Consider the following 12,585-nt stretch of genomic DNA (forward strand, 5'->3'; position numbering starts at 1 on the left):
AACTTAAGACATAAATTTATTATCTAATCTTGTAATTAACTCCATTCAATAGTTCTGTTCTTATCTTTTAAATTCCAATCAAATAACGGCGAATTTTCAAAATTTGAAAGTTCGCTAATATTTTTTTCCTCAATCGATATATTTGAGGAAGGATGTAAAAGTCTTTCATAATTATCAGTTTTAATTATTCCAATTCTTTCTGTATTTTTCCAATTGCTTAGTTCCTTAAGTAGTGACTCAAGTAATCTTTTATCTATCAAGTTACCTTCCAAATGTGCTTTGATATCTCTATGTCTAACATTCCAAATAAATAATGGGTTTTCACATAGAGCTATTAACCTTTGAGCAGTTTGAATAGAAATATTTAAAAAATGGTTTTCTGACCACTTACATGCTTTATCTTCAAAATGTTTTAATTCTCTGTTGTCAACTTTTCCATCCCAATAGACAACAATATTTTGTCTTTCATTGATTAAGTTTGTCTGAATATTATTATCAATTAAGTGTCCAAGTTTTTCTCTTTTCACCTCAAGATAAGCTGCATTATGATCTCCCGGACAAATAACTAATGGAACTCTAGATTCAACCTGAAGACCATATCCACCAAGACCAGCTATTTTTCTAGGATTATTTGTTAGTAATTTAAGTCTATTTATTCCTAAATCTGTCAATATTTGCGCCCCTACTCCATAGTTTCTTAAATCTGCAGGAAAACCTAACTTCTCATTTGCTTCAACAGTATCTAATCCTCCATCTTGTAGATTATAGGCTTTTAATTTGTTAACTAAACCTATACCTCTCCCTTCCTGCCTTAGATAGACAACAACTCCTTCTCCTTCTTCAGAAATTCTTGACAAGGCAGCTTCTAATTGAGGCCTACAATCGCACCTTAATGATCCAAACGCGTCTCCCGTTAGACACTCTGAGTGCATTCTTACTAATACTGGCTCTTTTAAATTTTCTGGATTTCCTTTTATTATCGCTACATGTTCTGATCCATCCAATTCATTCTTATAACCGATTGCCTTGAAATCTCCAAATAGGCTAGGCAACTTTGCTATTGCTTGTCTGTACACAAATCTCTCATTTTCAAGTCTGTAGTGAATTAAATCTGCAATACTGATTAACTTTAAATTTCTTTCTTGCGCATACTTTTTTAACTCAGGCAATCTTGCCATTGAGCCATCCAGATTTTGAATTTCACATATAACGCCTGCAGGAGATAAGCCTGCTAACAAAGATAGATCTACTGCCGCTTCCGTATGTCCAGCCCTTTTCAAGACTCCTCCAATTTTTGCTCTTAAAGGGAAAATATGACCCGGTCTTCTTAAATCAATTGGTTTTGTTTGACTATTAAGAGCAACTTGAATTGTTTTAGCCCTATCTTCAGCCGAAATACCCGTAGATACTCCAAATTCTGGACCTGCATCGATACTTACTGTGAATGCGGTTTGGTTTGAATCGGTATTTCTGTCAACCATTAATGGAAGATCTAATTCGTCTAATCTTTCGCCTTGCATTGCTAGACATATCAAACCTCTAGCCTCTGTTGCCATGAAATTTATTTGCTGGGGAGTCGCAAATTGAGCAGCACATATTAAATCGCCTTCGTTTTCTCTCTTTTCATCATCAACCACAACAACACATTCACCATTTCTGATAGCAGCTAGAGCATCTGCTATATCATCAAATTCAATTTCATAACAATCTTCTGATTTCAACTTATTCCTCGTGTTTGTGGTGAAATGGTTCTTTGCTAATTATTCTCAAATGAATATCTGCTCATTCTACGAAATAACATTGATGTTATGGCAATTAGTACATCGAAAACTGGGAGGATCGCAATTATTGGAGCATCTGGATACGGTGGACTTCAGCTTGTTAAGTTGATCAATGAGCATCCTGATTTTAAGATTTCAACTTTAAATGGTGAGCGATCAGTAGGTAAAAGCTGGAATGAAATAAATCCTTTTATGAAAATTTTGGGAGATAAAAAGATAACTAAAAGCAATATTGATGAAATCGCTCATGATTCTGATTATGCAATATTGAGTCTCCCTAATGGTTTATCATCACAGTTAACACCTTTATTATTAAAAAAAGGTGTTAAGGTCCTCGATTTGTCAGCTGATTATAGATTTAAATCTCTAGATAAATGGAAAGAAGTCTATAAAAAAGAAGCAGCGAAATATCCAAGATTTGACTACGAATTATGTGAAGAGGCTATTTATGGTTTTTCAGAAGAATTTAATAGCGAAATTTCAAATTCTAGATTAATTGCATGTCCAGGTTGCTATCCAACTGCTTCACTTAGCTTACTTATTCCATTTTTAAAACAAGGCTTAATAGAAAGTGAAGGAATTATTATTGATGCAAAATCTGGTACATCTGGTGGCGGGAGAAATCCAAGTGAGCAACTTTTATTGTCTGAATGCTCTGAATCAATTAGACCCTATGGAGTTATTGGACATAGGCATACGGCTGAAATAGAAAGGATTGCAAGTCATTTTGCTGGTCACGAAGTCAATTTACAATTCACTCCTCATTTAGTGCCAATGGTTAGAGGGATTTTGTCGACAGTTTATGCTCGTTTAAGAGATCCCGGATTAACAGCTGAAGACTGCAAAATTGTAATTGAAGCTTTTTATAAAGATCAACCATTTATTGATATCTTGCCTGTAGGAACTTATCCAGCAACTAAATGGGTTAAAAATACTAATAAAGTTATGATCTCTGTCGAAGTTGATAAACGTAACGGAAGAATTGTTCTAATGAGTGTTATAGATAATCTACTAAAAGGTCAAGCAGGTCAGGCAGTTCAAAATTTAAATATTATGCATGGACTTGAATCAGATATTGGTCTTCCTAAGATTACTTTTTATCCTTGAAACTAGTTCTAATTTCTATTGCTACTTTAGCAATAGCTAAAGGTAATATTATATGTTCCATATCTTGAATTCGTTTTTTTAAGGTTTCTATACTATCTTTTTCTTTTATAGGAACTGCCGCTTGAATAATTATTGAGCCTGAATCAACCTCCTTTTGAACATAGTGAACTGTACAGCCAGTAATAGTTACCTTTGTATCCATTGCCTGCTGTATTGCATCAATGCCTTTAAAAGATGGTAGAAGTGATGGATGTATATTAATTAGTCTCTTATTAAACTTATTAATTATTTCTTCACCAACAATTCTCATCCATCCAGCCATGACAACTATATCTACAGATATTTCCTCTAGTTTATTCATAACCAATATATCGTGTTCTAATCTCGAATTACAATCTCTATGATTAATAATTATATAGGGTATATCATATTTAATTGCCTTTTCTATTGCTAAGCAATTAGGATTATTAACAATTAATATTGAAATTTCTGCATTAAGTTCCTTGTTTTGAATAGATTTAATAATGTATTCAAAATTTGATCCATTACCAGAGGCAAGGATACCTAATCTAATCTTTGGCTCAACTAAATTGTTTACTGATTCAATTGGACTTATTAGACTCTGTCCATTTAAACCATTAAATAAATTTCTTTCAGCATATTCTTTATTATCTTGATTCATCAATTAAGGTTTATTTACAACAAATATATGACCTATCGAAGAAATTACAATATCTAAATGTAAAGACATTTTAAATATTAATAAAAATTTAAATTAGTAATTAGAAAAATACAGGGTTAGTTAGTAATAACTAACAAGGATACAATCATTCTTATTTGTCAATTACTAAACATTCAGCATTTAAAATCCATTCGTGACTAATATAAATAAAATATATTTGTTAAATGGCTCTCTGTTTAGAGTACCTGCTAACAGAATTCATTAAGGAGTATTCTTTTATCAATAATGGCAATAACTGACATCTTCCAGATGAATAACAAAGATAAATGGAGAAGGTACTGCGACCTTTTGTATAGCAATGATTCATTAGGTTTTTGGCTTGATATAAGCAGAATGGATGTAGAGACAACCGATTTTGAAGATTTTAATGAAATGTATTCCAAAGCTTTTGATGCGCTAGAAAGTCTCGAGAATGGTTCTATTGCCAATATTGATGAAAGTAGGCAAGTAGGTCATTACTGGCTTAGGAATCCAAAAGTTGCTCCAAGCCCTGATATTTCAGATTCTATTACTAAGGAAATTCAAGACATATCCAAGTTTGGGGCTTCAATATTAAATGGTGAAATAACAAACAGCGACGGAAAAAAATATACAGATGTTTTTTGGATTGGAATCGGTGGTAGTGGTTTGGGTCCTCTACTCATTAAGGAGTCCTTCAAGAGAGAAACAATCGGATTGGATCTACATTTTCTAGACAATGTAGATCCTGAGGGGATTTCCCATAAATTAAATTCTATCCTTCCCAATCTTGATTCAACTTTGTTTGTAGTTGTTAGTAAATCTGGTGGCACTCCAGAACCATTAATTGGAATGGAGCAAGCTATGAAGTTTGTTCGCGATAACAACCAAAATTGGTCATCTAGGGCGATAGCTATTACATCAAAAGGTAGCAAGCTAGATGTTTTAGCCGATAATGAGAATTGGTTAGATATTTTTGATTTACCCGATTGGGTTGGTGGCAGGACAAGTATTACTGGCGCTGTTGGATTATTACCTGCTGCCCTAATTGGCGCTGATATAGACAAATTCTTAAATGGAGCATCTCAGATGGATGCACTTACAAGAGTAAAAGACATTAAAAATAATCCAGCAGCACTTTTGTCTTTAGCTTGGTTCAAATCGGGAAATGGAAAAGGGTTAAGAGATATGGTTGTACTTCCCTATAGAGACAGATTAGAAGTTTTCAGTAGATATCTTCAACAACTTGTCATGGAATCTTTAGGTAAAAAGTATGACAGAGATGAAATTCAAGTTAATCAAGGTATCGCAGTTTATGGAAACAAAGGTTCTACAGATCAGCATGCATATGTGCAGCAATTAAGAGATGGTATTGATAATTTTTTTGTTAATTTCATAGAAATTCTTCATGACCCCTTAGAGATAGTTGAAGTAAAAAATAAAAGACCAGGTGACTATTTGTCTGGATTTCTTCAAGGAACTCGGTCAGCATTAACTGAAGGAGGTAGGCAGAATTTGACTATCACTTTCAAGTCATTTGATGAATCAAGTCTTGGTGCTTTAATCGCATTATTTGAGCGAGCTGTAAGTCTCTATGCAGAATTGATTAATGTTAATGCCTACAATCAACCGGGAGTTGAAGCAGGTAAAAAAGCCGCTACAAAGATAATCAAACTTCAAAAAGAGATTGAGGAATTATTAGCTGATGGGAAGCAAAGAACATTAAATGAAATCAATGATGAGTTGTCTTCTGAATCAACAGAGTCAATTTATTTAATTCTTAGAAAACTTTCAGAAAATTCCGAACATTATTCAATGATTGGTAATCAATCAAATCCTGATAAGCTTATTATTTTGAAAACTTGATTGCTAAATAACTATATTCACTAATTTATTCGGGACAACAATTATTCGTTTTGGTTCTTTTCCATCCATCCATTTAATAGCAGCCTCAGTTTTAATAGCTAAGTCCTCTAAATCTTCTTTAGATAGATTTTTACTAGCATTAATTGATCCTCTGACTTTTCCATTGATTTGAATCATAAGTTTAAAAGTATCTTGTTCAATTGCACCTGCATCAAATTTTGGCCATGACTGAAGATGAATACTTTGATTATTTCCGATTGTCTTCCAAAGTTCCTCTGCAATATGAGGAGAAAATGGAGAAGTTATTTTAACTAATATTGAAATAACTTTATTTAGAGTTTGATTGCTACAGTAATTAACTATTGAACTTAGGCCATTTACAACCTTCATAAGTTCAGATATTGCTGTATTAAATTGTAGATTATCCAAATCATCAGTAATTTCCTTAATAGCAATATTAATTAGGCGTAAAGCCTCTTTATCTTTTGACTTTTCATTTTCTATATTTAATCTTGAATTATTCTTTGTTATTTCTAAAGTATTAATAACAAATTTCCAGAGTCTCTGTATAAATCGGTATTGCCCTTCAACATCGGAGTCATCCCACTCTAAATCTTTTTCTGGTGGCGCTTTAAAAAGAATGAACATTCTTGCTGTGTCAGCACCATATTTATCTATCACTACAGATGGATCTACACCATTATATTTTGACTTCGACATCTTTTCAAAGATGATTTCAATACTCTCTCCTGTAAGTGGATCTTTAGGGTTTTCAATATCTTCAATCTGATCCTTTGAAAAATATTTATTTGTATTGGGATTTTTAAAAGTAATGGCTTGAACCATCCCTTGAGTTAGTAGTTTCTTAAAAGGTTCATCGATATTTATTAATCCACACCTTTTGAGAGCCTTGGTTAAAAATCTAGAATATAGTAAATGTAAGATTGCGTGCTCGATACCACCAACATACTGCTTAACTGGAAGCCATTTATCTATTTCGCTGTTCAGAAAAGGATTTTCACAATTATCAGGGTTTATATATCTTAAAAAGTACCAAGATGAACACATAAAAGTGTCCATTGTATCAGTTTCTCTTTTTGCATCAATTCCACATTTAGGGCAACAAGTATTTATCCATTCGGTTTTTGTTGTTAAAGGACTCTTACCTTTACCAGTTAATTTAATATCAATTGGTAGTACAACTGGAAGATCCTTGTCCGGGACTCTTACTTGGCCACACTTCTTACAATTAATAATCGGAATTGGGCAGCCCCAATATCGTTGTCTAGATATAAGCCAATCTCTTAACTTGTATGTTATCTTTGATTTTGCCCAATTTGAATTTGAACCAAATTCAAGTATTTCTAATTTTGCAATATCAGAATCAATACCATTAAATTTATCTGAATTGATCATGATACCCTTATCAACATATTCAGCCTTTAAATAATTATCATCTTCATCAATATTGGGTTTTATTACATATTGAATTGGTAAATTATATGATTTTGCAAACTGATAATCTCTACTATCGTGAGCAGGGACACCCATCACAGCACCAGTTCCATATTCCATAATCACATAGTCTCCTATCCAAATCGGTATCTCTTTATTATTTGCTGGATTAATTGCATTTACTCCTAAATACATTCCTAGTTTTTGTCTAGTATCTGAATTACGTTCAAGATCACTTAACTTTTCTTGAGTTTGTCTAAACTCATTTAATTTATCAATATCATTAGAACTTATTAATTGATCAATTAATGGATGATTTGATGCTAATACCAGATAACTTACACCATAGACTGTATCTATTCTTGTGGTGAAAGCTGTTATTTTTTGGTCGCTATCTTTGATATCAAATGTTATTTCTGCACCGATGGATTTACCAATCCAATTTTTTTGCATAACCCTTACTCTATCTGGCCAGTCATTAAGGGTAACTAAATCCTTATTAAGATCTTCGGCAAAACTAGTAATTCGTAAAAACCACTGATTTAATTCTTTTTTTTCAACTTTAGCTCCAGATCTCCATGATTTACCTTCAGCATCTACTTGCTCATTCGCAAGAACAGTTTGATCAATTGGATCCCAATTAACTGTTGCTTTTTTTTGATAGGCAAGATTATTTTTATGTAATTGATTAAATATATATTGAGTCCATTTATAATATTCTGCTTTGCAAGTGGTAACTTCTTTAGACCAATCTATTGATAATCCAAGGCGAGCTAATTGATCTTTCATTTGTGAAATATTTTTATCTGTCCATGTCGATGGACTTGTTTCTCTCTCTATTGCTGCATTTTCAGCAGGTAAACCGAAGGCATCCCAACCCATTGGATGTAAGACGTTAAAACCTTTCATCCTTTTATATCTAGCCAGTACATCTGTAATGACATAATTCCTGACGTGACCCATATGTAAAGAACCTGATGGGTATGGAAACATCGACAAGGCATAGAAAGTATTTTCTTTATTTACCTCAGTATTTGTCCTATAGAGGTCATCATTAGCCCACTCTTTTTGCCAATAAGCTTCTACTTCCCGAGGCTCGTATCGCTGGTCATTAATATCTGAAGTAGTATTATTCAAGGAAGATCTCCTTCAGTAGTTGATTTGCCAATCAAATAATGTTCTCATAAATTGATGCGCAATATGCCAATAGTTCTGAAATTACTACCAAGAGCCCTTTATTTCCTACAAACATAGTTAAACAAACTGAAAATCATGAAAAATAATTTTTCAAAGTATCAAGGACTTGGTAATGATTTCATTATCTTTGATGCTCGTGGTAATAATTTAGATCATTTATTTTCAAAAAATAAAGATAATTTTATTGAGCACCTATGTAATAGAAATTTTGGCATCGGAGCTGATGGGATTATTCTTATATTAGAGTCTAATAATAAATGTTTTGTGAGAATGAAGATTTATAATTCTGATGGTTCCGAACCTGAAATGTGTGGCAACGGTATTAGATGCCTGATTGCTTTTTTGAACGATAATAATGAAATTAATGAATCTTCTGAGATTCCCATTGAAACCAAAGCGGGTCTTATTCTTACCTCTATTAATGGCAATAAAAATATAAAAGTAAATATGGGCGAACCTATCCTTTCTCCTTTAGATATACCCACAAAATTGTTGATGAATAATTTAAATGTTCCGAATGGAGTGATTACAATAAATGATCAAATATTAAATGTTTATGCTGCTAGTATGGGGAATCCTCATATGATCGTATTTGTTAATGATATTGAAGGGATACCATTTAAAGAATGGGGTAGTTTCCTTGAAAAACATAATGCATTTCCAAATGATACTAATGTTCACTTTGTTGAAATAATCGATAAGTCAAATATTAAAGTAAAGGTATGGGAAAGGGGTTGCGGCCCAACATTAGCTTGTGGTACTGGAGCATGCGCTTGTCTGGTAGTTACCTCTAAGTTAGGGAAAACTTTAAACAACGCTAATGTCTATTTACCAGGCGGCAAATTAGAAGTTGAATGGCCTAATCAGTCAGGTCCCGTTTTCATGCAAGGACCAGCTTTAAAAGTATTTAGTGGAGAGATAGATATTTAATAAGTCCTCATATGAAAGATATTTATCTCGATGCATCAGCGACTACTCCTCCTCATTTAGATGTTATTACTAAATTAAAGGATATTCAACTTGAATGCTGGGGTAATCCATCAAGTATTCATAAAGTTGGGGTTATCGCAAGAGAGATTTTAGAAAGATCAAGATTATCAATAGCAAATAAATTAAAAGCGTCTTCGGACGAATTATTTTTTACATCTGGAGCAACTGAATCAAATTATCTAGCTCTAAAAGCTGTATCTAATAATATTGATAAAGGAAGAATTGTCATTTCTAGCGTTGAACACCCCTCAATTAACCTAATAGCTAATCAATTGCGTAATGAAGGCTGGGATATTAAATACTGGCCTGTGGATCGTTATGGAATTATTGATCTAGATTTACTAGAGGAGGTGTTATCTCCTCCGACAAAATTGGTTTCAATAATCTGGGGACAAAGTGAGATTGGCTCCATTCAGCCCATAAATCTCATAGGTATGGAATGTAAGAAACGAAATATTCTTTTCCATACAGATGCCACACAGGTCCTCCCTTGTGGCCTTATTGATTGGAGTAATTTAAATGTCGATATGCTTAGCGCCTCTGCTCATAAGCTTCAAGGCCCTAAAGGTATTGGATTATTGATGTTGCGAAAGGGTATTCAAGATTTATTAATGAAGAATCCTTCATATGGATTTAAAAATGGCTCAATAAGATCTGGTACTGAGTCAGTTCCTCTTATTGCAGGTTTTTCGACAGCAATTGACTTACTCAATGAATATATAGAGGTTAAAGACAATCAAACTTTATTTCCTGTGAATAATGTTTCAAAAATGACATCTCTTTTAAAAAAAAATCTAATTAATAATAAACATCTTACGTTTATCGGACCAGATATAGAAAGACTGCCCAATAATCTTTCATTTCTCTGCCATACAGAATCAATGATCCCGATTAAAGGTAGAGAAATTGTTCGATTATTGTCAAAAAATGGAGTTTATATAAGTAGCGGTAGTGCCTGCTCTTCATCTATTCAAGGACCAAATCCAATACTGGTAGCAATTAATGTTGACAAAACATTTCAAGAATCTGGATTAAGAATTACTATTGGTCCATGGATTTCAAATGATGATATTACCTCAGTTTCAAATATAATATTCGAATCATTGCAAACTTTAGAACTCAAAAAACAATGATTTTCAAATAATGAATATGTTGCCTTCAGATCTTAAAGAAGCAGAATCAAATGTATATGAATCTGTTCAAAGTTACTTTTTAAGTAACTCCGAACAATCGTTTCTTTCTATTAATCTAAAATTCGATGGATTAAGACTAAATCCTATAATTTTTCGATTATCTAATAAACTTACAGAAATTAAATACGATAATATCTTATTGTGGGCTGATGCTGGTGGAGCAGCTCTCGCGAAAAGAGATAAACCTGAATTAGCCAGTAAGATCTTTACTTTTAAAGAATTTATTAATTCAACAGATTTGTCAAATTCTATATTATTAGTTTGTTCTCCTCAACCATATGATATAGAGATGTTTGAACAGGTATGTTCACATGCTAAATCTAATGTAATTATGATTAATGGTAAGCTGGAAGACCCCATTGTTGGAATTGGAAGCGTAGGAAGAGAAATGAGAAAAAGATTTGCTAAAAAATGGAAAGTTTTATACTTTGTTCAACCATTATCGATGGGTGCATTATTAAAAAGATATCCCAATGATTGGGAACTTTTTAAATTAAATAATAATGGGTATTCTTTTGTTAAATCATTTATTAATAGGCCTGACGATGAAACAATAATTCTTAACTTGTAAATTAATGAAAAAAAAACTTTCTTTATATATTGGATTAATAATTATATCGATAAATACAGCTAATGGTAATTTGTTTTCGATATATTCATACGTCCGTCAAAGAATTAATATTAATTCTATAACTCCTGAAGAGACAAATATATGTTATGCATTACAAAAAAAGATAGAGGATTATATTGATAACTTTAATAGTAAAATAAGTGTTAATATATTAAATAAAAATGGTGAGTTTATTGTAGATATAAATGGAAAAATTCCTAGAATTCCTGCATCGAATCAAAAGATTTTGTCGAGTGCTTTTTCTTTAGATAATTTAGGACCAAACTATATTCTCAAAACATCTCTAAATGAGATGAGTAATGGAGGCTTATACCTTGATGCCTCTGGTGATCCTGACTTTGATAAAAGACATTTAGATGAGTTACTAAGAGGACTAAATAGTAAGGAGTTTAATACGGGTATTAAATTACCAATTTTAATCACTAGTAGTAAAAAAAATACTTGGTGGCCTCCTAGCTGGTCCTATTCTGATAGGAAAGAGGAGTATGGAGCACCAATTACTAAGTACTCGATAGCTAGTAATGCAAGTACTAATGCTTTAAATAATCCAATAGATAATTTTATTAATGAGTTAAAGACTTCTTTAGTAAGAAATAACTTATCAAGTAAATATTTTATTAAACCTGTTTATAATGATTTTTCTATTGATTTTGTTTCTACTATCAAAAGTGTTAATTCTGCGCCCTTATATATTTTACTTAATCTAGTTAATTCAGAAAGCCATAATTATACAGCTGAGGTTGTTTTTAGACATTCATTAAATAACTGGTCTCATGATTTTCCTAATGTTAAATACACTAAGTGGTTAAATGATCAAAACTTTGATTCAGATGATTTTATCTTTGCTGATGCTAGTGGTTTATCAAGAGATAATAGAGTTACCACATATGGTTTATCTCAATTTTTGAGAAGAATGCAATTAAGTAGATATTCCGATTATTATTTCTCATCTTTTTCTATTTTAGGGGTTAGAGGATCATTGGAAAATGTAAAAGCCCCAATAAATCTCAAAGGCAGAATTTTGGCTAAATCAGGAAGACTTAGTAACGTTAGATCTATTTCTGGTATTATATTAGGTAAAGATAAAATATTTAGTATTATTGTTAATAATAAGGAAAATTCGACGAAGAATATTATTAATATTTTATCAATAGTAGATAATACTAATTATTGTACTTAATTAGTATTTAGTTTCATAAGATCCTTAGCAATAAATTCAGGAACCATATGGCGAATCTCACCGCCAAATCTTGCGACTTCTTTGACTACTGAACTACTTAAAAAGCTATGGTGCGTTTCTGTCGCGAGAAAAATTGTTTCGTACTGATTATTTAAAGATCTGTTTGTATGAGCAACTTGTAGTTCATATTCAAAATCACTCATAGCTCTTAAGCCTCTTAAAATAAGATCAGCATTGTTTTCACGAGCACAATCTACAGTTAATCCTTTAAAAGCTATTGTTCTGCAACCTGGGATATCTTTAGTAGCATTTTCAATCTGCTCGATTCTTCTCTCGCAGGAGAAAGTTGCCTTTTTTGAGGGGTTTTCTAATACTGCAATGAGAACCTCCCCAAATAAATCACTTCCTCTTTGAATTAGATCAAGGTGCCCAAACGTTAATGGGTCGAAACTACCCGGATAAAGCGCCTTCATTGTGTTTTAGCT

10 protein-coding genes are annotated in these 12,585 nt (G+C 32.3%); 6 read left to right on the top strand and 4 right to left on the bottom strand.

The window, feature by feature from the left end:
* Positions 1–35: 35 nt before the first annotated feature.
* Entirely contained in the window at positions 36–1,721 is a 1,686-nt protein-coding gene (gene ribBA / locus EW15_RS04690) for a bifunctional 3,4-dihydroxy-2-butanone-4-phosphate synthase/GTP cyclohydrolase II (protein WP_038652559.1), read from the bottom strand.
* Between the two features lie 87 nt (positions 1,722–1,808).
* Between ribBA and argC the strand changes: the two genes are divergently transcribed.
* Positions 1,809–2,888 (top strand): N-acetyl-gamma-glutamyl-phosphate reductase, encoded by a 1,080-nt coding sequence (argC, locus tag EW15_RS04695; RefSeq protein WP_038652563.1) that lies wholly within the window; start codon positions 1,809–1,811, stop codon positions 2,886–2,888.
* Here argC and purN read toward each other — a convergent pair.
* Complete coding sequence (gene purN / locus EW15_RS04700) at positions 2,872–3,570, bottom strand: phosphoribosylglycinamide formyltransferase (protein ID WP_038652565.1); 699 nt, start codon at positions 3,568–3,570, stop codon at positions 2,872–2,874. The two genes, argC and purN, sit on opposite strands and share 17 nt — an antisense overlap.
* A 285-nt stretch (positions 3,571–3,855) precedes the next feature.
* Between purN and EW15_RS04705 the strand changes: the two genes are divergently transcribed.
* The gene (locus EW15_RS04705) at positions 3,856–5,454 is read left to right on the top strand and encodes a glucose-6-phosphate isomerase (RefSeq protein ID WP_038652569.1); all 1,599 of its coding nucleotides are present in this window, start codon (positions 3,856–3,858) and stop codon (positions 5,452–5,454) included.
* Positions 5,455–5,457: 3 nt separating this feature from the next.
* On the opposite strand, the gene leuS is transcribed toward EW15_RS04705, so the two are convergent.
* Complete coding sequence (gene leuS / locus EW15_RS04710; protein ID WP_038652572.1) at positions 5,458–8,046, bottom strand: leucine--tRNA ligase; 2,589 nt, start codon at positions 8,044–8,046, stop codon at positions 5,458–5,460.
* Positions 8,047–8,181: 135 nt separating this feature from the next.
* On the opposite strand from leuS, the gene dapF reads away from it, so the two are divergent.
* The 4 genes from dapF to EW15_RS04730 are packed head-to-tail and all read left to right on the top strand — an operon-like array spanning position 8,182 to position 12,100.
* On the top strand, positions 8,182–9,036 hold the full coding sequence (gene dapF / locus EW15_RS04715) for a diaminopimelate epimerase (RefSeq protein ID WP_038652574.1): 855 nt from the start codon (positions 8,182–8,184) through the stop codon (positions 9,034–9,036).
* Positions 9,037–9,047: 11 nt separating this feature from the next.
* Positions 9,048–10,229 (top strand): cysteine desulfurase family protein, encoded by a 1,182-nt coding sequence (locus EW15_RS04720; RefSeq protein WP_038652577.1) that lies wholly within the window; start codon positions 9,048–9,050, stop codon positions 10,227–10,229.
* Positions 10,230–10,239: 10 nt separating this feature from the next.
* Entirely contained in the window at positions 10,240–10,860 is a 621-nt protein-coding gene (locus tag EW15_RS04725) for a DUF1995 family protein (RefSeq protein WP_038652581.1), read from the top strand.
* A gap of 4 nt (positions 10,861–10,864) precedes the next feature.
* On the top strand, positions 10,865–12,100 hold the full coding sequence (locus EW15_RS04730; protein ID WP_038652584.1) for a D-alanyl-D-alanine carboxypeptidase: 1,236 nt from the start codon (positions 10,865–10,867) through the stop codon (positions 12,098–12,100).
* On the opposite strand, the gene coaD is transcribed toward EW15_RS04730, so the two are convergent.
* Positions 12,097–12,573 (bottom strand): pantetheine-phosphate adenylyltransferase, encoded by a 477-nt coding sequence (coaD, locus tag EW15_RS04735; RefSeq protein ID WP_036907578.1) that lies wholly within the window; start codon positions 12,571–12,573, stop codon positions 12,097–12,099. The genes EW15_RS04730 and coaD overlap by 4 nt on opposite strands.
* Positions 12,574–12,585 lie beyond the last annotated feature (12 nt).

The sequence above is a fragment of the Prochlorococcus sp. MIT 0801 genome (assembly GCF_000757865.1).
In the GTDB taxonomy this organism is placed as follows: Bacteria; Cyanobacteriota; Cyanobacteriia; order PCC-6307; family Cyanobiaceae; genus Prochlorococcus_B.

Excerpts from the sequence above, each read along its gene's own strand:
- purN (WP_038652565.1), bottom strand. The coding sequence starts at position 3,570 with ATGAATCAAGATAATAAAGAATATGCTGAAAGAAATTTATTTAATGGT.
- EW15_RS04720 (WP_038652577.1), top strand. The coding sequence starts at position 9,048 with ATGAAAGATATTTATCTCGATGCATCAGCGACTACTCCTCCTCATTTA.
- dapF (WP_038652574.1), top strand. The coding sequence starts at position 8,182 with ATGAAAAATAATTTTTCAAAGTATCAAGGACTTGGTAATGATTTCATT.
- EW15_RS04725 (WP_038652581.1), top strand. The coding sequence starts at position 10,240 with ATGAATATGTTGCCTTCAGATCTTAAAGAAGCAGAATCAAATGTATAT.
- coaD (WP_036907578.1), bottom strand. The coding sequence starts at position 12,573 with ATGAAGGCGCTTTATCCGGGTAGTTTCGACCCATTAACGTTTGGGCAC.
- argC (WP_038652563.1), top strand. The coding sequence starts at position 1,809 with ATGGCAATTAGTACATCGAAAACTGGGAGGATCGCAATTATTGGAGCA.
- EW15_RS04730 (WP_038652584.1), top strand. The coding sequence starts at position 10,865 with ATGAAAAAAAAACTTTCTTTATATATTGGATTAATAATTATATCGATA.
- EW15_RS04705 (WP_038652569.1), top strand. The coding sequence starts at position 3,856 with ATGGCAATAACTGACATCTTCCAGATGAATAACAAAGATAAATGGAGA.